Source organism: Streptomyces sp. NPDC032940 (assembly GCF_040636935.1).
In the GTDB taxonomy this organism is placed as follows: domain Bacteria; phylum Actinomycetota; class Actinomycetes; order Streptomycetales; family Streptomycetaceae; genus Streptomyces.
The window spans coordinates 52,586-76,229 of record NZ_JBEZVJ010000030.1 but is presented as its reverse complement, the minus strand read 5'-3'; the positions used below and the strand labels follow the sequence as shown (position 1 = coordinate 76,229).

Annotated in this window: 20 protein-coding genes and 1 riboswitch; of the genes, 11 read left to right on the top strand and 9 right to left on the bottom strand. The window is 73.4% G+C overall.

Features of this window, described 5'->3' with window-relative positions:
- Window positions 1-100: 100 nt before the first annotated feature.
- Window positions 101-541 carry a helix-turn-helix domain-containing protein gene (locus AB0E77_RS28570; RefSeq protein WP_361575996.1) on the bottom strand — a complete coding sequence of 147 codons (441 nt, stop codon included), beginning with the start codon at window positions 539-541 and terminating at the stop codon, window positions 101-103.
- Window positions 542-632: 91 nt separating this feature from the next.
- Here AB0E77_RS28570 and AB0E77_RS28565 point away from each other — a divergent pair, with 91 nt between their 5' ends.
- From AB0E77_RS28565 to AB0E77_RS28555, 3 genes are all read left to right on the top strand, one after another.
- Window positions 633-1,487, top strand: coding sequence for an NAD(P)H-binding protein (locus tag AB0E77_RS28565; protein ID WP_361575993.1), 855 nt, complete (start codon window positions 633-635; stop codon window positions 1,485-1,487).
- Window positions 1,488-1,619: 132 nt separating this feature from the next.
- Window positions 1,620-2,693: an EamA family transporter RarD gene (gene rarD, locus AB0E77_RS28560; RefSeq protein ID WP_361575990.1), complete on the top strand. Its 1,074-nt coding sequence runs from the start codon at window positions 1,620-1,622 to the stop codon at window positions 2,691-2,693.
- A gap of 127 nt (window positions 2,694-2,820) precedes the next feature.
- Window positions 2,821-3,774, top strand: a complete 954-nt coding sequence (locus AB0E77_RS28555) for a M28 family metallopeptidase (protein ID WP_361575987.1) — start codon at window positions 2,821-2,823, stop codon at window positions 3,772-3,774.
- A 24-nt stretch (window positions 3,775-3,798) separates the two neighbouring features.
- Here the strand turns inward: AB0E77_RS28555 and AB0E77_RS28550 are convergent, their stop codons facing one another.
- The gene (locus AB0E77_RS28550; RefSeq protein WP_361575984.1) at window positions 3,799-5,223 is read right to left on the bottom strand and encodes a tetratricopeptide repeat protein; all 1,425 of its coding nucleotides are present in this window, start codon (window positions 5,221-5,223) and stop codon (window positions 3,799-3,801) included.
- A gap of 290 nt (window positions 5,224-5,513) precedes the next feature.
- On the opposite strand from AB0E77_RS28550, the gene AB0E77_RS28545 reads away from it, so the two are divergent.
- A complete protein-coding gene (locus AB0E77_RS28545; RefSeq protein WP_361575981.1) occupies window positions 5,514-6,116 on the top strand; it encodes an NAD(P)H-dependent oxidoreductase in 603 nt (200 codons plus the stop codon).
- Here the strand turns inward: AB0E77_RS28545 and AB0E77_RS28540 are convergent.
- The 4 genes from AB0E77_RS28540 to AB0E77_RS28525 form a co-directional block, all read right to left on the bottom strand.
- Window positions 6,106-6,993 carry an ABC transporter permease gene (locus AB0E77_RS28540; protein ID WP_361575978.1) on the bottom strand — a complete coding sequence of 296 codons (888 nt, stop codon included), beginning with the start codon at window positions 6,991-6,993 and terminating at the stop codon, window positions 6,106-6,108. The two genes, AB0E77_RS28545 and AB0E77_RS28540, sit on opposite strands and share 11 nt — an antisense overlap.
- Entirely contained in the window at window positions 6,980-7,969 is a 990-nt protein-coding gene (locus AB0E77_RS28535) for an ABC transporter ATP-binding protein (protein WP_361575975.1), read from the bottom strand. Before AB0E77_RS28535 ends, AB0E77_RS28540 begins: the two co-directional genes overlap by 14 nt.
- Before the next feature lie 49 nt (window positions 7,970-8,018).
- On the bottom strand, window positions 8,019-9,239 hold the full coding sequence (locus AB0E77_RS28530; protein ID WP_361575972.1) for a DUF2092 domain-containing protein: 1,221 nt from the start codon (window positions 9,237-9,239) through the stop codon (window positions 8,019-8,021).
- A gap of 327 nt (window positions 9,240-9,566) precedes the next feature.
- On the bottom strand, window positions 9,567-10,577 hold the full coding sequence (locus tag AB0E77_RS28525) for a polyprenyl synthetase family protein (protein ID WP_361575969.1): 1,011 nt from the start codon (window positions 10,575-10,577) through the stop codon (window positions 9,567-9,569).
- Between the two features lie 688 nt (window positions 10,578-11,265).
- A riboswitch (cyclic di-AMP (ydaO/yuaA leader) is annotated at window positions 11,266-11,469 on the top strand.
- Window positions 11,470-11,472: 3 nt separating this feature from the next.
- Here AB0E77_RS28525 and AB0E77_RS28520 point away from each other — a divergent pair.
- Window positions 11,473-11,964, top strand: coding sequence for a transglycosylase SLT domain-containing protein (locus AB0E77_RS28520; RefSeq protein WP_361575966.1), 492 nt, complete (start codon window positions 11,473-11,475; stop codon window positions 11,962-11,964).
- On the opposite strand, the gene AB0E77_RS28515 is transcribed toward AB0E77_RS28520, so the two are convergent.
- Window positions 11,928-12,824 (bottom strand): HAD family hydrolase, encoded by an 897-nt coding sequence (locus tag AB0E77_RS28515; RefSeq protein WP_361575963.1) that lies wholly within the window; start codon window positions 12,822-12,824, stop codon window positions 11,928-11,930. The genes AB0E77_RS28520 and AB0E77_RS28515 overlap by 37 nt on opposite strands.
- 234 nt (window positions 12,825-13,058) lie before the next feature.
- Between AB0E77_RS28515 and AB0E77_RS28510 the strand changes: the two genes are divergently transcribed.
- From AB0E77_RS28510 to AB0E77_RS28485, 6 genes are all read left to right on the top strand, one after another.
- Entirely contained in the window at window positions 13,059-14,123 is a 1,065-nt protein-coding gene (locus tag AB0E77_RS28510) for a GNAT family N-acetyltransferase (RefSeq protein WP_361575960.1), read from the top strand.
- 31 nt (window positions 14,124-14,154) lie between these two features.
- Window positions 14,155-15,495 (top strand): glycosyltransferase, encoded by a 1,341-nt coding sequence (locus AB0E77_RS28505; RefSeq protein WP_361575957.1) that lies wholly within the window; start codon window positions 14,155-14,157, stop codon window positions 15,493-15,495.
- Between the two features lie 179 nt (window positions 15,496-15,674).
- The gene (locus AB0E77_RS28500) at window positions 15,675-16,430 is read left to right on the top strand and encodes a polysaccharide deacetylase family protein (RefSeq protein WP_361575954.1); all 756 of its coding nucleotides are present in this window, start codon (window positions 15,675-15,677) and stop codon (window positions 16,428-16,430) included.
- Window positions 16,431-16,523: 93 nt separating this feature from the next.
- Window positions 16,524-18,419, top strand: coding sequence for a hypothetical protein (locus tag AB0E77_RS28495; RefSeq protein WP_361575951.1), 1,896 nt, complete (start codon window positions 16,524-16,526; stop codon window positions 18,417-18,419).
- Between the two features lie 25 nt (window positions 18,420-18,444).
- Window positions 18,445-18,906 (top strand): hypothetical protein, encoded by a 462-nt coding sequence (locus AB0E77_RS28490; protein WP_361575948.1) that lies wholly within the window; start codon window positions 18,445-18,447, stop codon window positions 18,904-18,906.
- Window positions 18,907-18,965: 59 nt separating this feature from the next.
- Window positions 18,966-20,075 (top strand): glycosyl hydrolase, encoded by a 1,110-nt coding sequence (locus AB0E77_RS28485; protein WP_361575945.1) that lies wholly within the window; start codon window positions 18,966-18,968, stop codon window positions 20,073-20,075.
- Here the strand turns inward: AB0E77_RS28485 and AB0E77_RS28480 are convergent.
- Both AB0E77_RS28480 and AB0E77_RS28475 read right to left on the bottom strand, forming a co-directional pair.
- On the bottom strand, window positions 19,996-22,332 hold the full coding sequence (locus tag AB0E77_RS28480) for a lipopolysaccharide biosynthesis protein (RefSeq protein ID WP_361575942.1): 2,337 nt from the start codon (window positions 22,330-22,332) through the stop codon (window positions 19,996-19,998). The genes AB0E77_RS28485 and AB0E77_RS28480 overlap by 80 nt on opposite strands.
- Entirely contained in the window at window positions 22,325-23,494 is a 1,170-nt protein-coding gene (locus AB0E77_RS28475) for a DegT/DnrJ/EryC1/StrS family aminotransferase (RefSeq protein ID WP_361575939.1), read from the bottom strand. Before AB0E77_RS28475 ends, AB0E77_RS28480 begins: the two co-directional genes overlap by 8 nt.
- Between the last annotated feature and the right edge of the window lie 150 nt (window positions 23,495-23,644).

The window sequence follows — 23,644 nt, the reverse complement described above, 5'->3', positions numbered from 1 at the left end:
CAGCTCGACACCGCCATCGAACAGAACGGCAAGGGCGACCTCGCCGCCCTCCTCGCCGGCGGCGACACCTGGACCGTCATCGGCTGACGGCCGTACCGCTTCACGAGGCCCGGGACGAAAGCGCCCGGGCCTCTTGCTGTGCCGATCGGGCCTCTTGCTGGGCCGCCCGGGCCTCGTCGTACTCCTCGCGGGCCCGCTCGACGTCGGTCATCCGCTCGTGCGTCCACTCGGCCAGGCCCTTGACCCGTTCCGCCGCCTCGCGGCCGAGAGGGGTCAGGGAGTAGTCGACGCGGGGCGGGATGACGGGCTTCGCATCGCGGTGGACCAGGCCGTCGCGCTCCAGGGTCTGGAGGGTCTGGGTGAGCATCTTCTCGCTGACGTCCCGCCCGACCCGGCCGATCGCCCGGCGCAGCTCGCTGAACCGGTGCGGCCGGTCCAGCAGCTCGATCAGGACGAGGACGCCCCAGCGGCTGGTGATGTGCTCGAGGACGAGCCGGTACGGGCACATCGCCTCGCCGGCCCCGGAGGCACTTACGCTCATGTAGGTACCTTACTTCAAAGTGGGTACTTTCCTTTGGTTAGCGCTGCCCTTAGCGTCGATGACAACGCACCCCCACAAGGAGTTCTGAACCATGAGCATCGTCGTCACCGGCGCCACCGGACACCTCGGCCGCCACGTCGTGGAGCAGCTGCTGGAGAAGGTCCCGGCCGGGCAGATCACCGCCGTCGTGCGCGACAAGGCGAAGGCCGCCGACCTCGCGGAGCGCGGCGTACGACTCGCCGTGGCCGACTACAACGCGCCCGAGAGCTTCGACGGGGTGTTCGCGGCCGGCGACAAGGTGCTGTTGATCTCCGGCAACGAGGTCACCAAGGACCGCCCGGCGCAGCACAAGGCGGTCATCGACGCCGCCGCGGCGGCCCGCGTGGCACTGCTGGCGTACACCAGCGCCCCCAGCGGCCTGACGGCCGCGCTCGCCGACGACCACCGCGCCACCGAGAAGATCCTGCTCGCCTCCGGCCTTCCGTGGGTGATCCTGGGCAACGGCTGGTACCACGAGAACCACACGGAGAACCTCGCCCAGGTGCTGGAGCACGGCGCCGTCGTCCAGGCCGCCCGCGAGGGCCGAGTCTCCTCCGCGTCGCGCGCCGACTACGCGGCCGCCGCCGTCACCGTGCTGACCGGCGAGGGACACGAGAACAAGCGGTACGAGCTGGGCGGCGACGAGACGTGGAGCTTCGCCGAGTACGCCGCCGAGGTCAGCCGGGCCGCGGGCCGCGAGATCGCGTACCGCCCCGTGTCCGTCGAGGAGTACGTCGGCATCCTCGTCGGCGCCGGGGTGCCGGAGCCCATGGCCGAGATCCTCGGCGGCGTGGAGGCGTCCACCGAGCAGGGCGAGCTGGTCGTGACGGGCGGCGAGCTGTCCCGGCTCATCGGCCGCCCGACCACCCCGATCCGCGACGCGATCGAGGCCGCGCTGCGCAAGTGAACGCCGGCGTCCCCGGCGCCCCACCTGTCATGACCGTATGGCGATACGGGCATGACAGGTCGCCGGGTGCGGCGCTACCTTCGTCCTGGCACGCCCCGTCCCCGGCGTGTCGTAGGCGAGAAGGAGGTGCCCGTGGCCGGGTCGTCCAGGAACGAACAGCGCATAGGCCTGCTGAACGGGTTCGCGGCGTACGGGATGTGGGGTCTCGTCCCGCTGTTCTGGCCGTTGCTCAAACCGGCCGGGGCCGGCGAGATCCTCGCCCACCGGATGGTGTGGTCCCTCGCCTTCGTCGCCGTGGCCCTGCTCGTCGTACGGCGCTGGGCCTGGGCCGGCGAGCTGCTGCGGCAGCCGCGCAAACTGGCCCTGATCACCGTGGCCGCGGCGGTCATCACCGTCAACTGGGGCGTCTACATCTGGGCCGTCAACAGCGGCCATGTCGTCGAGGCCTCGCTCGGCTACTTCATCAACCCGCTGGTCACCATCGCGATGGGCGTGCTGCTGCTGAAGGAGCGGCTGCGGCCCGTGCAGTGGGCGGCCGTCGGGACCGGCTTCGCGGCCGTGCTCGTCCTCACCGTCGGCTACGGCCGGCCGCCGTGGATCTCCCTCTGCCTCGCCTTCTCGTTCGCCACGTACGGGCTGGTGAAGAAGAAGGTCAACCTCGGGGGCGTCGAGTCGCTGGCCGCCGAGACGGCGATCCAGTTCCTGCCCGCGCTCGGCTTCCTGCTGTGGCAGGGCACCCGGGGCGACTCCACGTTCACCACCGAGGGCGTCGGGCACGGTGCCCTGCTCGCCGCGACCGGCGTGGTCACCGCGATCCCCCTGGTCTGCTTCGGCGCGGCGGCGATCCGCGTGCCGCTGTCCACGCTGGGTCTCCTCCAGTACCTGGCCCCGGTCTTCCAGTTCCTGCTCGGCGTCCTCTACTTCGGTGAGGCCATGCCGCCCGAGCGCTGGGCCGGCTTCGCGCTCGTCTGGCTGGCGCTCTCCCTGCTCACCTGGGACGCGCTGCGCACCGCCCACCGGTCCGCGCGGGCGCTGCGGGCACAGCTGGACCGGACCGGCGGCGGCGTGCCGGCCCGGAAGGGGGACGCCGCGCGGGACTCGGACATCGTGGCCAGCGGCGGACCGGCGCCGGACACCGTGACTCCGGGGGCCGTGGCTCCGGAGGCCGTGACTCCGGACGCCGTGAGCCCGACCGGGAAGCCGTAGACCGATATCCGTAACGCGGTGGCCGAATAGCGGTCTTGACGCGGAGTCGGCGGGGGCAACACCATCCAGGCACCCCATTCACCGGGAGTCCTCCCCAGGGACTCCCCAGGAATTCGGAGCCCCCCACATGAAGCCCTCCGCCTCCGGGCGCGCCCTGGCGGCCGGTGCCGTCGTGGTCGCCGCACTGCTGACCGGCGGTTCCATGGCCGACGCGGCACCCGCCTCCGGGACCGCCACCGCGGCCGCCGCACCCGACATACCGGTGGCCGACGTCAAGGCCCACCTGACCCAGCTCCAGTCGATCGCCGCGGCCAACGGCGGCAACCGCGCCCACGGCCGCCCCGGCTACCAGGCGTCGATCGATTACGTGAAGGCCAAGCTGGACGCCGCCGGGTTCACCACCTCGGTCCAGCAGTTCACCTCCTCCGGCCGCACCGGCTACAACCTCGTCGCGGACTGGCCCGGCGGCGACCCCAATCGGGTTGTCATGTCAGGGTCACACCTGGACAGCGTCACCTCGGGCCCCGGCATCAACGACAACGGCTCCGGCTCGGCCGCCGTCCTCGAGACCGCGCTCGCCGTGGCCCGCTCCGGCTACCAGCCCGCCAAGCACCTGCGCTTCGCCTGGTGGGGCGCGGAGGAGCTGGGGCTGGTGGGCTCCCGGTACTACGTCAACAGCCTCGGCGCCGCCGGCCGCGCGAAGATCAGCGGCTATCTGAACTTCGACATGATCGGCTCCCCCAACCCCGGCTACTTCGTCTACGACGACGACCCCACGATCGAGAAGACCTTCAAGGACTACTTCGCCGGCCTCGGCATCCCGACCGAGATCGAGACCGAGGGCGACGGCCGTTCCGACCACGCGCCCTTCAAGAACGCGGGCGTCCCCGTCGGCGGCCTCTTCAGCGGCGCCGACTACCGCAAGACCGCCGCGCAGGCGGCGAAGTGGGGCGGCACCGCGGGCCAGGCGTTCGACCGGTGCTACCACTCGTCGTGCGACACGACCGCCAACATCGACGAGACGGCCCTGAACCGCAACAGCGACGCCATCGCGTACGCGGTCTGGCAGCTGTCGCAGTGACGCCGACCCGGCCCCGCCGCCCGGTCAGCCGGCCCCGGCGTGGGCACGGGCGCGCTCGGTGAGGCGGCCCATGCGAGTGCGGGCCGACTCGAGCTGGTCGGCGTCGTCGGCGGCGGGGCCGTCCTCGGCGGCGAGTTCGTCCCACAGGCCGACCAGCTCACGACCCAGCTCCAGCCCCTGCTCGGGGTCGCGCACCGCCCGCCAGGCCGTCGCCGCGCTCTGCACATTGCCGTAGGCGGCCTCCGCGTCGCCGGCCGTGCGGTGGATCCGGGCGAGGTCCAGGGAGAGCCGGAAGGCCCGCCCCGGGTCGCCGGACAGGTAGGCGATGTACGCGGTGAGTTCGCGGAGCCGGAGTACCTCCGGGTGCTCCGGCCCCAGCGTGTCCGAAGCCTCGGCGACGGACCGCTCCGCGAGGCGCGCCGCGTCCTGCGTACGTCCCTCCTTGACCGCCTCGTTGATCCGTGCCGTGGGCTCGGCGAGGAGGGCGGGAGAGGTGGCGTCGCCGGGCGCGGTGAGCGGAGCGTCCCCGAGCACGGCCTCAGCCACGGCGTCGAAGCCACGGGCGGGGGTGGGGGTGGGCCGGGGCGCCGGGTCGGGGTCCACGACGAGAGCGGGCACCGGCCCGGGGCGAGCGGCGGGGACGGAGGCCGGGACGTGCGCGGGTGCGGGGACCGGCTCGGGTGCCGGCTCCTCGGAGGCGCCGGACAGGGCGGGCGGGGGCGCGGGGACGGCGGGCCCGGCCGCGGCGGGCGCCGGGTCCATCTGCGGCGGCGGGCCGAACACGCCCGTCGGCGGCACCACCGTACCCGGCGTCGCCACCGTACCCGGCGTCGCGCCGGCGGCGGGCTCGGGCAGGGCGCGCAGGACGAACGTGGGCGCGGACGCGCCGGACGACACCCACGCCGGCTCGGGCACGGCGGGTTCCTGGCCGGCGAGGGCCGACGGCACTGCCGGTGCCTCGGAGACCGCCGGGGCCGTCTCCGCCGACGCCACCCCAGGAACCGACGGGGCGACACCCGAGTCCGCCTGGACCTCCGGCACCGCCGAGGACGCCCGGCCATCCGGCACCCCTGAAGTCCGCGACACCCCCGAAGCCTCAGCCACACCCCCCGACCCCGCCGCCCCGCGAGGGATCCGGGCCGGCTTCCCCGCGAGGTGGCTGGAGCCGTCCGGGTCGACGCGGAGCCGGACGACGCAGCCGATGCGCTCGTCGTGGACCGTGGCGAGGACGGGGCGGCCGGCGGTGAGGGCGAAGCGGTGGAGGCGGTCCAGGACGGCGTGCCGGATCTCCTGACCGGGGGCGGCGAGGACCAGGACGCCGTCGACCGAGGCTCCGCGCGCGGCACCGCCGGCCTCCGGTACCCGGACGTCGATCAGCGTCTCCGCGGGGACAGGCGGGGGCTCGGCGCGTAGCTGGTCCCGCTGCTTGTCGCGGCCGAGTCGAGACATCGTCCCCCCACTCATAGGCGGCTTCCGTCGGCGGTTTGGCTTCCCTGCCGTCCAGAGCCTGTCATGCCTGTCGTTCACCTACCGTCGAGTCTCTCCGCTCGCTCGCGATTCTCACGTCACCGCGGTGTCACAGGCTCGTTCCAGGAGGTCACGGACGTGCGGCGGACCGCTCACGGGCGCCGGCGGTCCTGCCCGATCGGCGTCCGGCGGACCGCCCTGGACAGATGCATGCACACGCATATACTGCACGTGCCGGTATTTCGCTCACGCCGTACATCTTTGGGGGTCCCATGAACCGCCGCTTCCTCTTCCTGCTGGGCAGCAGCCGTCCCGACGGCAACACCGAGCTGCTGGCCCGCCGCGCCGCAGAACAGCTCCCCGCGCATGTCGAGCAGCGGTGGATCAGCCTGGCCGAGCACCCGTTGTCCGAGTTCGAGGACCTGCGGCACGACAGCGACCACACCCGCCCCACCGAGGGCGCCGAGGCGCTGCTGCTGGACGCCACGCTCGCCGCGACGGATCTCGTGATCGCCTCGCCGCTGTACTGGTACTCGCTGTCCGCGCCGGTCAAGCGCTACCTCGACCACTGGTCCGGCTGGCTGCGCACCCCCGGCCTCGACTTCCGGGCGACCCTGGCCGGCCGCACCCTGTGGGGCGTCACCGTGCTCGCGCACGAGGAACAGGAGGTCGCCGACCCGCTGGTGGGCAGCCTGAACAACTCGGCGGCCTACATGGGCATGCGGTTCGGCGGGGTTCTGCTCGGCAACGGCAGCAAGCCCGGCGACGTCCTGCGCGACACGGAGGCGCTGGCCCGCGCCAAGACCTTCTTCGCCCAGGAGCCGCCGCTCGCCCGCTTCCCGTACGAGTCCGCGGAGGCGCCGGCTACGACGTGATGTCCTTGGCCGTGAACCGCGCCCAGGCCGCCGAGCCGAACACCGCCGCGTACAGGCCCTGGAGGCCGAGGTTCTTCAGCAGGTCGTCCCAGTAGACCGGCTCGCGCATCAGGTCGGCGAAGGACAGCCAGTAGTGGGAGAAGAAGTACGGATGCACCGCGTCGAGCTGTGGGATCTGGTCGAGGATCTGGACGGTGATCAGCAGCCCGACGGTGGTGGCCATCGCGGCGATGCCGCTGCCGGTCAGCGTCGAGACGAAGAGGCCGAGCGCCGCCACGCCGACGAGTGAGGCGGCGACGACCAGGGCGATCAGCAGGGCCCGCCACAGTCCCTCGGCATAGGTGATCCGGGTGCCGGAGATGGTGGTCAGGTCGCCGAGCGGGAACAGCAGCGCCCCGACCGCCAGCGCCGAGACGGCGACCACGAGGGTGGCCGCGAGGCAGAAGGCGAGCACCGTCGTGAACTTGGTGAGCAGCAGACGGGTGCGGCCGGCCGGGGCGACCAGGAGATAGCGCAGCGTGCCCGCGTTCGCCTCGCCCGCGATCGCGTCGCCGGCGATCACGCCGACGGCCATGGGCAGGAAGAACGGCAGGGTCGCGGCGAGCGCGGTGAAGACCAGGAACAGTCCGTTGTTGCTGATCTGCGAGATGAAGGCCGGTCCTCCGCCACCGCCGCCCCCGGGCCCGCCGAGGGACGAGCCGTCGCCGGTCTCGATGCGCACCGCGATGCCGACCAGCACCGGCACGGCGGCCAGCACGCCCAGCAGGGCGAGGGTGCGCCAGCGCCGGAAGGTGACCAGCAGCTCGCTGCGCAGCAGCCCGAGGGACCACAGGACCCGCGGTGCGCGCGCCGCGGCGAGCGGTTCAGCCCGCGACATCGAAGCCCTCCCCCGTCAGTGCCACGAACGCGTCCTCCAGCGAGGCCCGTTCCACCCCGAAGCCGCGCACGCGCACGCCGGCCGTGACCAGCGCGGCGTTCAGGTCCGCGAGGTCGCCGTCCGGCGGCTCCGCCGTCACCCGGTCCTCCGCGGCGACCACGTCCCCGGCGCCGCGTTCCTTCAGGACCCGTGCCGCCTCCCCCGGGTCCGGCGTGGTCACCACCAGCCGGCCGCGTGCCCCGGCCGCCAGCTCGGCGACCGCGCCCTGGGTGATCAGCCGGCCGCGCGCCATCACGGCCGCGTGCGTGCACACCTGCTCGATCTCGTCCAGCAGGTGGGAGGAGAGGAAGACCGTCGTGCCGTCGGAGGCCAGCTCGCGCACGAGGGTGCGGATCTCGCGCATGCCCTGGGGGTCGAGCCCGTTGGTGGGCTCGTCCAGCACCAGCAGGCTGCGCGGCTGGAGCAGCGCGGCGGCCAGGCCGAGGCGCTGCTTCATGCCGAGCGAGTACGCCTTCGCCTTCTTGCCGGCGGCCGCCGCGAGGCCCACCCGCTCCAGCGCGGCCCCGACGCGCTCGCGCCGGGTGCGCGGGTCGGCGGTGGGGTCGGCGGCGTCGTAGCGCAGGAGGTTGTCGCGGCCGGAGAGGAAGCCGTACAGCGCCGGTCCCTCGATGAGGGCACCGACCCTGGGCAGTACGGCGCGGGCGGCGCGCGGCACGGGCCGGCCCAGCACCCGTGCCGTGCCCGAGGTCGGCTCGATCAGCCCCATCAGCATCCGGATGGTGGTGGTCTTGCCGGAGCCGTTGGGGCCCAGGAAGCCGAAGACACTGCCCGCCGGGACGGTCAGGTCCAGGCCGTCGACGGCGAGTTGTCCGCCCCGGTAACGCTTGGTGAGCGCGCGGGTGGCGATGACGGCGTCGTCCTCGCTCCCCCGGTCCCGACGCTCCGGCTCCACGGCCGCGGCGGACGGTTCTCCCATCGGCTCCCTCTCCTCGTCCCTCCTCGTCGTGCGGTACGGGCCGCCGGGCCTACTGGGCGGCGTCGGCCGCCTTCACCAGCGCGTCCTTGGTGACCGCACCGGCGTAGACCTTGCCGTCCTCGGTGACCAGGGCGTTGACCAGACGGGTCTTGAAGACCGTGCCCGAGCCGAAGTCGCCCTTGACCTGGTCGCCGAAGGAGCCCAGGAAGCCGCCCAGGGCACCGCCCGCGTCGCCGCCCGCGGACGCCGGGGGCAGACCCTCGCCGCCGGTGTCGAAGGCGGCGATCGTGTTCCAGCCCTCGCCGATGACCTCGAGCCGGTCCAGCCCCTCGGCGAGGTCTCCCTCGGCCTTCGGGTTCCGCTCCGGCGCCGCGGCCTTCTCGTCGCCCTCGGTGACCTTCGCCCCCTTGGGCGGGGTGAAGTCGAACGTCGACGCGTCCGGCTTCGCGAAGCTGACCTTCGTGAAGCCGGCGTCCACGACGGCGGCGCCGCCGCTCGACGGGGTCAGCGTGAACTTCAGCGGCATGCCGGTCTTCGCGTCCACGGCGACGCTGATCACGCCGACCGTGGAACCGGACTGCCGAGGCTTGATCACCAGCCGGTACGCGTCCCGGCCCGCGACCTGCGCGGTGCCGTCGACGGTCACGGACGTGGTGTCGTCGACCGCGTCGAGCGCCTGCTCGGCGAAGTCCTTCGGAGTGGCCGGCACCTGCTCGGCGGGCCGCTCGGCACCGGTCCGCGCGGTGGAGTGGTACACCTCGTTGGACTCGCTGTCGTAGCCCCAGACGTCCTTGCCGTCGTGGATCAGGCTGTACTCGGCGGCGCTCTCCAGCAGCGACAGCTTCTGCCGGTCGGGGCCGTCGGCCGCGACGCGCAGCGTGTGGGTGCCGGACACCAGCTCGGTGAGCTTGGCGGAGGGGTCGGCCGCCGAGCCGTCACCGCCGCCCGCGCCGGGGCCGCCGGACACGCCGGACATCAGGCCGCTCTCCAGGCCGCCGAGGTCCGGCAGGCCGAGGTCGGTGCTGATCCTGACGGTGCCGGACAGCTGCTGGACGTCCGACCGGGCGATCTTCTCGATGAGCTGCTGGGCCGTCACCTCGGGCAGGTCCGGGTCGCCGGAGTCGGCGAGCGCGGGGACGAGCCCGATGGTGGCGGCTGCCACGCCCATCACCGCGACCGGGACGACGTACCGCGCGGCCCTGCGCCGTCCGGCGCGCGGCTCCTCGCCTCCCCCTGCGGTCGTGCTGTCGTCGGAATCGATCGGTGCCATGTGTGCCCTACCTCCGTCGTCGGCGGCGGCTGTCTCGCGACCTCGCACGTGTTCACCCGTGAGCCGCCATTCTCACCCGAATCGGTGAGGAGTGGTGTTTTTCCGTGGTGTCCATCTGACCAAATCGGCCGGGAGGAAGCGTCAGACCGCGGACTCAACTCCGCGTACTCCTGCGGGATGACACGGAGGAGCGGAACCTCCCCCGTCCACTAGGGGAGGGGCGCCGCGCCGCGAGGACGCCCTGGCGGGGTGAAGGACCGACGAGGTGAAGGACCGGCGGGGTGAAAGGCCGACGGGGTGAAAGGCCGACGGGGTGACGGCCGGGGCTCAGCCGGCCCGGTGCACCACCGCGTCGCACAGCTCGATCAGCGCGGCCTTCGCGTCGCACTCCTGCAGCGGGGCCAGCGCCGACCGGGCGTCCTTCGCGTACCGGACGGTGTCCCGCCGCGCCTGTTCGAGCGCGGGGTGGGCACGCAGCAGGCGCAGCGCCTCGGCGTGCCGTGCGTCGTCGCTCAGGTCGGAGTCGAGCAGCTCGCACAGGGCGAGGTCCTCGGCGAGCCCCAGCCGGGCGGCCCGCTCGCGCAGCCGCAGCACCGGCAAGGTGGGGATGCCCTCACGCAGGTCCGTGCCCGGTGTCTTGCCGGACTCGTGGGAGTCGGAGGCGATGTCCAGGACGTCGTCCGCGAGCTGGAAGGCGACGCCGAGCCGCTCGCCGTACTGGGTCAGCGTGTCCACGACGGTCTCGTCGGCGCCGGACATCATCGCGCCGAACCGGCAGGAGACCGCGACCAGCGATCCCGTCTTGCCGCCGAGCACGTCGAGGTAGTGGTCGACCGGGTCCCGTCCGTCCTGCGGTCCGGCCGTCTCCAGGATCTGGCCGGTGACGAGCCGCTCGAACGCCAGGGCCTGCACGCGGACGGCCTCGGGACCGAGGTCGGCGAGGATCTGGGAGGCGCGGGCGAACAGGAAGTCGCCGGTGAGGACCGCGACCGAGTTGTCCCAGCGGGTGTTCGCGCTGGGCACGCCGCGGCGCACGGCGGCCTCGTCCATCACGTCGTCGTGGTACAGCGTGGCGAGGTGGGTCAGCTCCACGACCACGGCCGACGGCACGATGCCGGGCGCGTAGGGGTCGCCGAACCGGGACGCGAGCATCACGAGCAGCGGCCGGAACCGCTTGCCGCCGGCCCGCACCAGGTGCTGGGCGGCCTCCGTGATGAACGGCACCTCACTCTTGGTTGCCTCAAGCAACCCTTCCTCGACGGCCGCCAACCCGGTCTGGACATCGGCTTCCAGAGCCTGGTCCCGCACGCTCAGCCCGAACGGCCCGACGACGGTCACGAGGGGTCTCCTGTCTGCTGGTGTCTACTGGCGATTACCTGGTTTGTCGATAGGTCGCTGCCACCACTCAAGTCAGCGTATCCGGTCACGTTTCGATCACCGCTAGCGCCCACCGTTACAGCCCGGTCGGTATCGGATCATGCGCGGTATGTTTTTGATCAGGTGATATGAGCAGATATCGACCTATATCGCCAGAGAGGCGCGAAACGGGACACCACATACCCAAAGCTGCCATCCCGGACGCCATCACCCCTCCCGACGGACCGCACTGCGGGAACGTCACCCATTCGGCATCCGCCCCTCGACCCCCGAACGAGTGCCCGTCCAGCACCTCTGGACACCAGCCCGAGCCGTCGCCGACGGGGTGCGCCACAGGCTCCGCACAGGCCCGTGCGGCAGCCTCGGTCCCGCCCCTCGCCTAAACGCCTCCCCTCGAGGGCCGGTTGGCCACTAGTTGGCCCTAATGCCCGTTTTGCCACCCTTGTTGAGGCCCGTGAGTTGGCTCACGCCGCCACTCCCACCCGCACCCACGCCGCGAGCACCGCCAACCCTTTGCCCCGTAGGCGAGTTGACCCTTGGCAGTCGCAAAGTATCAAGCACCCCAAACCCCCCAGACCAAGGTCAACAGGCATGTCGGGTGATTCCTGCACTTGTTCCGGACATGTGCTCTCGCATACGTTCCCGGCCTGTCAGGCGGACGCCGAATCCTGCCACCGCCCCGACACCAGTCATCCACTCGAACACTCGCAGGCAGGAGCGGGGGACCCAGGTAAGTCGCCGTGCCGGTCACCACCGGAGCGGCTAGGGGTGAAGCCGTGCCCGTCAGGGCCCGGCCGGGCACCTCCCCGCCCGAACCCGACAGCTCACCTCGCAGGCGTTGGAGAGGGACACACACATGCCTGCCAACGGTCAGAACCGTCACGCCCGGACCAGCCGCATCGCCCGCAAGCTCGCCGTCGCCGGCACCGGCGCCGCCGTGCTCGCCCTTCCGCTCATCGGCGCCGCCACCGCGTCCGCCGCCACCCCGGCCGCCACCACCACCGCCACCGCGGCGACCACGGCGTACCCGGACAACCTCGACGGCTGGATCCGCGAGTCGCTGGACATCATGGCCCAGCACGGGATCCCCGGGTCGTACGACGGCATCTACCGCAACATCATGCGCGAGTCGTCCGGCAACCCGTTCGCGATCAACAACTGGGACATCAACGCCATCAACGGCACCCCGTCCAAGGGCCTGCTCCAGGTGATCGACCCGACCTTCCAGGCCTACCACGTCGCAGGCACCTCCTGGGACTCCTACGACCCGGTCGCCAACATCACCGCCGCCTGCAACTACGCGGCCGACCGCTACGGCTCGATCGACAACGTCTTCAGCGCGTACTGATCCGTACCCCCCGCAGTGAGCCGTGACCAGGTCCCGTCGGCGGACGGGACCTGGCCGGCTCCGAAGATCCGTTCGAGGACGACGGCCACGCCGTCGTCCTCGTTCGTCGTGGTGACCTCGTCCGCGACCGCCTTGAGTTCGGGGTGGGCGCCCGCCATGGCGACCCCGCGGGCCGCCCAGTGGAACATGGGGATGTCGTTGGGCATGTCCCCGAAGGCGATCGTCCGTCCCCGGCTCACCCCCAGGCGCTCCGCGGCGAGCGCCAGTCCGGTCGCCTTGGTGACGCCGCACGGCTGGAGCTCCACCGTCCCCGGCCCCGACATCGTCACCGTCGCCAGCGAGCCGACCACCGCGCGCGCCGTCGCCGCCAGCTCGTCGTCCGTGAGGTCCGGGTGGCGCAGCAGCACCTTGCTGATCGGCGCGCTCCACAGCTCGTCGCGCCGGTCCACCCGCACCGCGGGCAGGGTCGGGTGGGGCATCAGATAGCCCGGCTCGATGAGGGTCATCCCGTCGACCCCGTCCTGGTCGACCGCGGCGTACACCTCACCCACCTCGGCCTCGATCTTGCCGAGCGCGGTCTCCGCCAGCTCCCGGTCCAGGGTGACCGACCACAGCATCCGGTGCGCGCCGGCGTCGTACACCTGCGCGCCCTGCCCGCACACCGCGAGCCCCGTGCAGCCGAGGACGTCGAGCAGGGAGCGCACCCTCGGTGCCGGGCGTCCCGTCACCACCAGGTGCCGCGCCCCGGCCCGGGCCACCCGTGCCAGCGCGGCCAGCGACCGGTCGGAGACGGTGTCGTCGCCGCGCAGCAGCGTTCCGTCGAGGTCGGTGGCGACGAGGGCATATGCGGTGCGGTCCATGATCAGAGAATACGGACACCGCACCTGTCCGACTCACCCCACGACCGGATGCGCACGAGGACGTTCGCAGGTGTCCGAAACCTGACGCAACACCGTCTAAAGGCGGTTAAAGGCCTGTGCACCAGTTGGCAACAACATGCTCCGCCTTCTACCCTCCGGGCGGCCCCGGGGGTACCTTCCTTCTGTCCAGGGGGACTTGATCGGGGGGTCGGGTTGAACGGCGGACGTGTACGTGTGCTCAGGCCGGGGGAGCTGAGCGAGGGGGAACGGGAGCGCTGGCGCGCGCTGCGCGCCGCATCGAGGTCGCCGCGCAATCCGTTCATGGAACCGGAGTTCACCGAGGCCGTGGGCCGGGTGCGGCCCGGGGCGCGGGTGGCGGTGCTGGACGAGGGCGGTGCGGCCGCCGGTTTCCTGCCGCACGAGCGCGGACCGCTGGGCCAGGGCCGCGCGATCGGACTCGGCGTCTCGGACTGCCAGGGCGCCGTGCTGCGGCCCGGCCTCGTCCCGGACACCCGCCGACTGCTGCGGGCCTGTTCGCTGTCGAGCCTCGCCTTCGACAACCTGGAGGCCGAACAGGGCCTGTTCGTGCCGTACGCCGCCGAGGAGCACACCACCTACGTCATCGACGTGGAGAAGGGGTACGAGGCGTACGAGAGCGTGCTGCGCGCCCAGTCCCCGAAGTTCCTGAAGACCACCCTCGCCAAGGAGCGCAGGCTGGGACGGCAGGTCGGGGACGTGCGCTTCGTCTTCGACGAACGGGAACCGGCCGCGCTGCGCACGCTCATGGAGTGGAAGTCGGCGCAGTACCGCAGGACGGGACGCCGGGACCGGTTCGCGCAGGAGTGGATCACCCGGCTCGTCGGGCGGCTCGCCGAGACCCGAGCGCCCCAGTGCACGGGCACGCTGTCGGTGCTCTACGCCGGCGAGCGGCCCCTCGCCGCCCACTTCGGGCTGCGCTCCGCGTCGGTCCTGGCCTGCTGGTTCCCGGCGTACGACCCGGACTTCGCGAAGTACTCGCCGGGTCTGGTGCTGCATCTGCGGATGGCCGAGGCCGCCGCCGCCGAGGGGATCGGTCTGCTCGACATGGGGCGGGGCGCGGCGGAGTACAAGGACTCGCTGAAGACCGGCGAACTGCCCGTGTACGAGGGGACGGCGACGCGTCCGGGGGCGGGCGCCGCGCTGCAGTGGCTCGGCCGCGAGCCTGCCCGCCGCGCGCACAGCTTCGTGCGCGGCCGGCCACGGCTGGCGTCGCTCGCGGCACGCACGCTGAAGGGGGCGGCCCGGCTGCGCCGGCCGTGACCGAGAAGGCAACCACTAGGGGGGTGGGCGCATGGCCGGAGCAGGGCGTGCGCGGCGGGAGACACGACAGGAGATCGAGAGGTTCCTCGGCATCGAGCCGGTGCAGGTCGCCGAGCTGGACCTCGGGGAGGCGGAGGAGGCGGGCCTCAGACCGGGTCCGGGCAGTCCGCCGGTGACGTCCGGCGCGGTGTTCGTCCTGGTCCGCAGGAAGGGCCGGCCCGTGGGCACGCTGCTCGGGCGGGTACCGGAGGGGGCGGACCCGGTGCGGACGCTGGCGGGGCCGGCCCGACGCCTGTGTCCGGCGGGGCCGGACGGGGCGGTGACCGGGGCCGCGTCCGGGCCACCTGCGGTGCCGCCGTCCGCCCCGCCCTCCGCGAGTGTCGTCGTCGCCACGCGGGAGCGGGCCAGGCAGCTCGCCCGGGCGCTCGACTCGCTGCTCGCGCAGGACCACCCGGACGCCGAGATCGTCGTCGTCGACAACGCCCCGGTGACCCGTGAGACGCGGGAGCTGGTCGAGCGCAAGTACGCCGAGCGCGTGCGGTACGTGTGCGAGCCGGTCCCCGGACTCGCCCTCGCCCACAACCGGGGCCTGGCCGCCGCCCGGGGCGAGGTGGTCGCCTTCACCGACGACGACGTGGTCGCCGACCCGCGCTGGCTCACCGAGCTGACCGCGCCCTTCGCCGCCGACCCCCGCCTGGGCTGCGTCACGGGGCTGATCCTGCCCGCGCGGCTGCGCACCCCGGCCCAGGTGCTGCTGGAGAGCCACGGCGGCTTCGCGAAGGGCTTCACCCCACGCACGTACGACCCGGCGCACCCGCCCGCAGGCGAACCGCTGTTCCCGTTCACCGCGGGACGCTTCGGCTCCGGCGCCAACATGGCCTTCCGTACGGCGGCGCTGCGCGCGGCCGGCGGTTTCGACCCGGCGACCGGTGCGGGCACGCACGCGCGGGGCGGTGACGACCTCTACGGCTTCGTGCGCGTCCTCGCCCAGGGCGCGCGGCTGCACTACACCCCGACGGCCCTGGTGTGGCACCACCACCGGGAGACCTGGCGGGACCTGGAGACCCAGGCGTACGGCTACGGCGCGGGGCTCACCGCGTACCTGACGGCGATCCTGGTGAACCGGCCGGCGCTGCTGCCGGCGTTCCTGGCCCGGCTGCCGCGCGGGCTGGCCCACGCGCGCGTGCTGACCGCCGTCCGCGACACCGACAGCGGCGCGGACGGCGGCGGCGTACCGGGCGGCCACGACGAACGGACCCACCCGTGGCCACGGCGGTTGTCGCGGCTCCAGCGGCGGGGGATGGTCTACGGGCCGGTGGGCTATCTGCGGGCCCGGTACGCCCTGCGATCCGCGCTCAGGGGGACGAGATGACGACGACGGGCGACCGCGGCGAGGACGCACCGGACGGCAGAACACCGGTAGGCGACAGGACAGGAGCGGGTGGCAGCGCGGGGGCGAGTGGCAGCGCGGGGGCGAGTGGCAGCGCGGGGACGGGTGGCAGCGCGGGGGCGGGGTACGACTGCATTCCCGTCCTCCTCTATCACGCCGTGATGGACGAGCCGCCCGACTGGATCGCCGAGTTCACCGTCGGACCGCGGGAGTTCGCCGCACACCTGGACGCGATCGTCGACAGCGGGCGCACCCCGGTCACCATCGGCGCGGTCGCCGACCACTTCGCCGGCCGGGCGCCCCTGCCGCCCCGGCCCGTGCTGCTGACCTTCGACGACGGCTTCGCCGACCTGCCGGGCCCGACCGCCGAGGCGCTCGCCGACCGCTCGCTGCCGGCCACCGCCTACCTCACCACCGGGGCCGTCACTCCGGGCGGCCGCAGCCTGCTGCCGCCCGCGCCGATGATGACCCTCGGCCAGGCCGCCGAGCTGGAGCGCGCCGGGATGGAGATCGGCAGCCACACCGTCACCCACGCCCAGCTGGACACCCTGTCCGGCAAGGCCCTGGCGTACGAACTGCGCGTGTCGAAGGACATGCTGGAGGACGCCCTCGGCCGTCCGGTGCGCCACCTCGCCTATCCGCACGGCTACAACAGCCCGCGCGTGCGCGCCATGTCGGCCCGCGCCGGCTACGAGACGGCCACCGCCGTACGGCACGCGCTCAGCTCCGACCGCGACGAGCGGTACCGCATCGCCCGCCTCATCGTGCGCCGCGGCCACACCGTCGCGGACGTCCGGGCCTGGCTGTCGGGCGGCGGGGCCCGGGTGGCGCCGTACCGGGACGGGCCGAGGACGGTCGGCTGGCGGTGGTACCGCCGGGCCCGGGCCGTCGTCCGCGGCCCCGTCTTCGCCGGCTGAGGCAGGTCTGGGCCCGAAGAGGCCGAGTCTGACGATTTTGGTGTGAAAAGCAAGGACAATTCCTATAGTTGACCTGGGGAGGGGAGTCTCAACGTGCAGCACCATGTGCCCGTACCGACCGCCGAGAGCAGCGCGCTGCCCGCCCCCGACCCCGTCACCGGGCCGGGGCGCGCGGGCCGGGGCCCGTCCCGTCTTCCCGCCGCCGGCCTGCTGACCCTGCTGCTCGCGGCCTGCCTGTGGATCTACGCCCTGCCCCGCATCGGCTTCCGGGAGATGGGCGACTACGGCCTGCTGGACCGGCTGCCCGTCGCCTACTACCTGTCGCTGCTCGTCCTCACCGCGGGCTTCGTCCTCAGTCTGCGGCGCGCCGCCGCCGCGCCGTGGTGGCCGGCCGCGCACTGCGCCGCGCTGCTCCTCGCCCTCAAGGCGCCCCCGGCGGTGCTGTACGACGCGGTGCGCTACCCGTGGTCGTCCAAGCACGACGCCGTCGTCAACACGCTGCTGGCCAACGGCGAACTGCGCCCGGGGGCGGCCCTGTCGGGCAACATGTCCGCGTACGACCAGTGGCCCGGATTCTTCACCCTCAACGCGGGCCTCACCCGCGCCCTGGGCGTGGAGAGCGCCGCCGCGTACGCGAACTGGGCGCCGATCGTCCTCGGCCTGCTGATGATCCCGGTGCTGGTCCTGATCTACCGCACCTTCAGCCGGGACTGGCGGCTGGTGTGGACCGCCGTCTGGATCTTCCAGCTCGCCAACTGGGTGGGCCAGGACTACTTCGCCCCGCAGGGGCTCGCCTATCTGCTGCACCTGACGGTCCTCGCGGTGGTGCTGCGGCACTTCGTGCGCCCCGGCTCGGCCGGGCGGCTGCGCGACCGCGGCTTCCTCGACCCGGCGGCCGCCGCGGTGCCGCCGCCCACGAACACCCGACAGCGCGCCGTCTGCGTCGTGGTCCTCGCCCCGCTGATCGCCGCGGTCAACGCGACGCACCAGCTGACCCCGGTGATGCTCTGCGTCTGCCTGCTCGCGCTCAGCCTGACCCGCCGCTACCGCAACCTCGGGCTGCTGGCCGTCACCGGGCTGCTGATGCTGGCCTGGGACCTCACGATGGGGCGGCCCCTGTTCGTGGAGACGCTGTCCACCCTGAAGGAGTCGCTCGGCGAGCTGACCCAGAACTCCCGCGCGGGCTACGCGGGCCGGCTCACCGGTCCCGGTCCCGAGCTCGCGGGCCGGGCCAACGTGCTGATGGTCCTCACGATCGTCGTCCTCGCCGGCGTGGCCGTCGTGCTGCGGCGCCGGCTGACCCGCAGCGCACTGCCCCTGCTGCTGGTCTCCGCCGCACCCGTACCGCTGTTCGCCGTCAACGACTACGGCGGCGAAATGCTCTTCCGCGTCTACCTGTTCGGTCTGCCCGGTGCCGCCTTCTTCGCCGCCGCCGCACTGGTCCCGGCCGCCACGGGAGCCCGCCGCCCCGCCCGGGCGAAGGTCCTGCGCGACAGGGCCGCGGCCGTCGCCCTGCCCGCCGTGCTGCTGGTGCTGCTGGCCGGCTTCCTGCCGTCGTACTACGGCAAGGAGAAGATGTACTACACGCCGCCCGAGGAGACCGCCCTGGTCACCCGGGCCCTCGACAGCGCCCCCGAGGGCTCGCTGATCCTCGCCACCACCGGCTCCTTCCCGCAGGCACTGCACCGCTACGACCGGCTGGAGCACTGGTACTTCGCCGAGCAGGAGCTGCCCGAGAACGAGAAGATGCTGAGGGATCCGGCCCGTTACCTCGCCGAGGGGATCCCGCCGGGGACCACGACGTACGTCATCCTCACCCGCACCCAGGACATCTACACCGCCGGAGAGGGCCTGTTGCCGGCCGGCGGCTTCGAGACGCTGCGGACGAAGCTGACCGCCTCGCCGCTCTTCGCGACGGTCGAGGACCGTCCGTACGGCGTCGTCCTGGAGTACCGGCCGGCCGGCCGCCGAACGACCACATCGCCGTGACGACGAAGGGCAGTCAGGTCAGTCCATGAACACCATTCCGGAACCCGCGGCCACCGACCCCGGCGCCCCGTCGGCGAAGGGCCTCAGAATCACCCCGGTCCACCTCAGAGTCCTCGTCGCCGCCTCGGGATGGCTCGCGCTGGCCACCACCGCCCTGCCCGGCCCCTCGCCGCTGCGCTGGATACCGGTGCTGCTCTTCACCCTGTGCGGACCGGGCTGCGCGGCGCTGTATCCGCAGCCCGGCCGGCTGGCCGCCGGGGCCCGGCTGGAGGCCGTCGCGCTCGTCGCGCCGATCAGCCTCTCGCTCGGCGTACTGACCGCCACCTCGCTGTTCCTGGTCGAGGGCTTCTCGGCCACCGCCTTCCTCGTCCCGCTCGCCGTCTTCACCACCGTCACCGCGGCCCTGCCCGGGCTGCCGCTGCCTGCCGCCCGGCGCGGCGCGGTCGAGCGCGCCGCCCGCAGGCCGGCCGGCGGTGGCGGCACATGACGGGCCGCCACCGCTCGGGCGGACCGCACACACCGTCCGCGACCCACGGGGTGATCGACATGGGGGGCGCCCCGAAGCGCACCTACACGGCCGTCGTCCTGGTGGTGGTGGCCGCACTGCTCGCCGGGCTGGGCATCTGGGCCGGCCGGTCCGAGGACCGCGAGCCGCCCGCCGCGGACGCCCTGCCCGACAACGCCGCCTCGGGCGCACTGCCCACCGGCGCCTGCGCCCCCACCGGCACGCTGGTCCCGCCCTGCGGGGCCTGGTGGGGCGCCTATGTGCCGTACGCGGACAACGGCTCCCTCAAGGACGCAGTGCTCGGCTTCGAGAGGCGCATCGGCCGCCGGCTCGACCTCGTCTACAACTACCACGACATGTCGGGCACCGAGCTCGACGGACAACTGCTCACGCCGGACGAGCAGGAACTCGGCCGGGACCGGCTGCTCATGCTGGCCTGGGAGTCCACCGTCTGGACCGAGCCGCACCACGAGAACTGGACGGAGACCCAGCTCGGCTGGAAGAACATCGCCTCCGGCACGTACGACGAGGAGATCCTCGACCCGCAGATCCGGCGCATCAAGGCCTACGGCAAGCGCGTCTTCCTCTCCTTCGACCAGGAGACCGACGCCCGCGTCAAGGAGGGCGCCGGCACCCCGCAGGAGTTCGTCGCGGCCTACCGGCACCTGCACGACCGGTTCCGGGAGCTGGGGGCCGACAACGTCGTGTGGGTGTGGACCGTCTCCGGCTACCTCGGCAGCGCGGACACGATGAAGGCGCTCTACCCCGGGGACGCCTACGTCGACTGGATCGCCATGGACCAGTACAACTACTACCAGTGCCACGACACGACCGACTGGAAGGACTTCCTGCGCAGCCAGCAGCCCAGTTACGCGTGGCTGCGCGCTAACGTCACCGACGACAAGCCGGTGATGCTCGCCGAGTTCGCGACCGCGCCCGACGCCGACAGCCCGGTCCGCCAGCGCGACTGGTACACGCAGATCCCGGCTGCCGTGAAGAAGCTTCCCCACGTGAAGGCGCTGGTCCACTGGAACCGGCCGACCTCGGAGGATCCCGCCTGCGACCTGACCGTCAACGACGGTCCCGGTCTCGAGGGTTACCGGGAGGCCGGGAGGAACGGGTACTTCCACCAGCCGGTGCCGACCCGCTGACCGAGCGGCCCAGCGGCACCAGCAGGGCGAGCAGCGTCAGCACGGCGAGGGCGGGCGGCGCGGCCGGGGCGAGCGTCTCCCCCGCCGCCCAGCCGGCCATCGCGGCCAGGTACAGCAGGCTCCAGCGGGTCGCCCAGCCCAGGCGTCCGGCTCCGTGGGCGAGCAGCAGCCACAACGGGACCAGGCACAGCAACTGGAGGGCCGCGGGTCCCCAGCGCAGCAGCGGCTCGGGGCTGTCGAGGCCCAGCGCCGGCGCGAGGAAACCGGCCACGGCGTCGTACCACGCCCCGTCGACCGGCCGGGGCCGCCTGCCGAGGGCCGCGGGGGCGGCGTGCAGCGCGAGCAGCGCCGAGCCCAGCGCGGCCCCGGGCAGCAACACGTCGCGCACCGTGCACAGCGTCACCGCCGCCACGAACACCACCAGCAGCGCGCCGCCCGCGACGAGCGCCGGGGACGGCAGCCCTTCCAGCAGCCGGCGCCCGGTCAGCGCGGTCCCGCCGGGGTACGCGGACGCGCCGTGGAACGGGGGCAGGCCGCGCAGCGCCGCCCAGAAGACCACGGTGGCGACGGCGAGGACGGACCACAGGGCCCCTCGCAGCCACCGTTCCCCGGCCCCGGCGACGCCGGCGGGGACGCCGGGGACGGCGGGGACGGCGGGGACGGCGGGCGACGGACCGTGGTGGCCGCCGGTGTCGTCCTGGCGGCCGGACTCGTCGGGCCGCACGATCAGGGCCAGCGTGTCCGCCTGCAACGCCTCGCGTTCGTAACCGGGGCGGCCGATGAACAGCGTGGCCGTGTCCCCGTCGGCGTCCCTCTGCCCGTACGCGGCCCGGCGCGCCCAGGTCGTGCCGTACCCGGCGGTCGCGTTCAGCCGCGCCCAGCTGGTGCCGTAGTCGGGCCCCTCGGTGTCCCGGCCGCCGCCGCGCGGTCTCCTGCCGCCGGTGCCGTCGCCGCCGCGCAGGGCGGACCGCAGCCCGGGCACGCAGCCCAGGGCGACCAGCGTCATGCTCAGCAGCACCGCCCAGCCGGCGCCCGAGATCCCCGCCGGGCCGAACAGCGCCGCCGCGCTGGCGAGGACGAGGGTGCACATGGCGCCCTGCACGGCGGCGAGCACGCCGGTGCGGCCCTGGACGCGCAGCACGCCGATGTACAGCTCGACGACGATCCGCGGCAGCGCCCCGACGGCGAGCAGCCGCAGCACCGTGGAGCCGTGCTCGGCGTAGTCCGCGTCGAAGGGGGCGAGGATCTGCGGGGCGCACACGACCAGGACCAGCACGACCGGCACCAGCAGCAGGGTCATCCGGCGCAGCGCCCCGCGGACGCCGTCGGCGAGGCGGCGGGGGTCGTGCGAGGCGTGCGCGGTGAGCGAGGAGGCCATGTTGATGGCCATGAACTCCATCGTGCCGCCGACGGTGTAGGCCACGTAGAAGTAGCCGTTCTCCGCGGCGCTGAAGCGGACCGCGACCATCACCGGCAACAGGTTGATCATCGCCAGGCTGAACAGCGCGCCCAGCGAGTCCCCGGCGAGGAAGCGGCCCATCTCGCGAAGCTTCGGCGGCTCCACGTCGTGGTCGGCGGCGGCCTGGCGCGGGATCAGCTTCCGGAAGATCAGCCAGCCCAGCGGCAGCGTGGAGAAGGCGATGGCCACGGCCCAGGACACGAAGATGCCGAGCACCGGCAGCGCGGAGGCGAAGACGGCCAGGAGGATCAGCTTCCCGAGCGAGAACACCGCGTTCCCGGCCGGCACCCACTCGGCCTTGCGCAGCCCGGTCAGCACCCCGTCCTGGAGGGTGAGCAGCGCCCAGGCCACGCACGCGGCGACGAACAGGGCACCGGCTTCGGGGGTGCCGAGCGGCGCGTAGGAGGCGCCCCACAGATCGAGGGTGAGCAGGAAGACCACGGCGGCCACGACCACGACCACCGAACTGGCCACGTACGCACGCCACACCAGCGGCCCGGTCGCCCGCCCGGCGCGCGGCACGAAGCGGACGACGGCGCCGATCATCGTGGTCGCCGTGATGCTGGCGAGCAGCCGCATCGCGGCGATGGCGGCCGAGCCCTGGCCGACGGCCTCCTCCGAGTAGTAGCGGGCGGCCACCAGCCAGAAGCCGAGGCCGAGCACGGCGGAGACGCCGGTGCTGAGCATGAGGAAGTAGGCGTTCTTGAACAGCGAGTCGGAGCCGCGCCCGCTCCCGGGCGATTCGGGTCCGCCGCCCGCGGGTGCCGCGGCGGCCTCCTGCACCCGCGTCTCAGCCACGGGACGTACCCGCCTCCTCCGGCGCCTCGGCGGGCCGTGCCCCGGACTCCTCCAGCGCCCCGACGACCGTCCGGGCGCGCAGGGGGTCCACGGGCAGCGCGTGCCGGGCGAACCAGCGCGCCCCCTCGGGGCTGGGCGAGAGGTCGGTGAACTCGGCGCCCGCGTAGTCGTCCAGCGGCGGATCGTAGAGATAGCCGACGACGACGCCCCGCCGGGCCAGCGCCGCGATCGCCGCGTCCCGGTCGGCGACGAACAGCGGCACCCGGAACAGCGGCTGCGCCCCGGCCGGCGGCCTGCCGCCCACCGGCTGTGCCCACCGGCTGGACAGCAGCAGCTCCGTGCCCGCGCGGCAGCCCGCGAGCACCTCGTCCAGCCGGTCGAGCCGGCGCCCGACGCGGCCGAGCCGGAACCGGCCCGGGCTCAGTCGGTAGTCGTGCATGTCGACGCGGACCCACGGGTCGTGCGCCTCGAGGTCGGGCGCCGAGGCGACCGCCCGGGCCAGCTCGGCGGGCCGGAGCGGCATCCGGATCTCCTCGCGCTCCATCCGTCCCAGCAGCCGCAGCGTGGCCCAGGCCGCGCGTCTCAGCCGCAGCCCGCGCACGGCGGCCTCCGCGTACGGCCGTACGGCGTAGGCGACCTCGGCCGTGGCCCGTCGTGGCAGCAGGAGGTCCTCGCAGGACTTCGCCAGCGCCTGGCGCAGCCCCGGGTCGGCGACCGAGAGGATGCCGCCGGCCTTGGCGCCGGCGTGCTTGGACAGGCTGAACACGGACGCGTCGCCCCAGGTGCCGACGGGCCGTCCGCCCACCTCGCTGCCGATGGCATGGGCCGCGTCCTCGAACAGCGGGATGCCGAGCGCGTCGCAGCGCTCCCGCAGCCGGGGCGCCGGGTCCGGATTGCCGTACAGATTGGTCGTCAGGACGGCGGACAGGGAGCCCCACACCTCCTCCGGCACGGCGTCGACGTCGATGGACGCGTCCAGCGGATTCAGCGGCGCCTGCACCGGCCGGAGCCCGGCGGCGAGGACGACGAAGAAGATGACGTCGTCGTTGACCGGCGACATCAGCACCCGGCCGCCCGGCGGGCACCAGTGCCGCAGTGCCGCGTACAGCCCGAAGCGGCACGACGGTACATACACGCATTCCCGGCCGAGTCGGCGCCGCATGATCCCCTCGAGCCGCTCTCTCGGCTGCGAACCGGACCGCGCCGGACCCGGACCGGCCTCCCCTGTGGCCATCCGTCCCCCTGAAGTGCCGTCGGAAAGCCCCCTCCCCGAGGCCTTCCGGCACCCGCCCAGAGTCGCCCCGTTCGCACC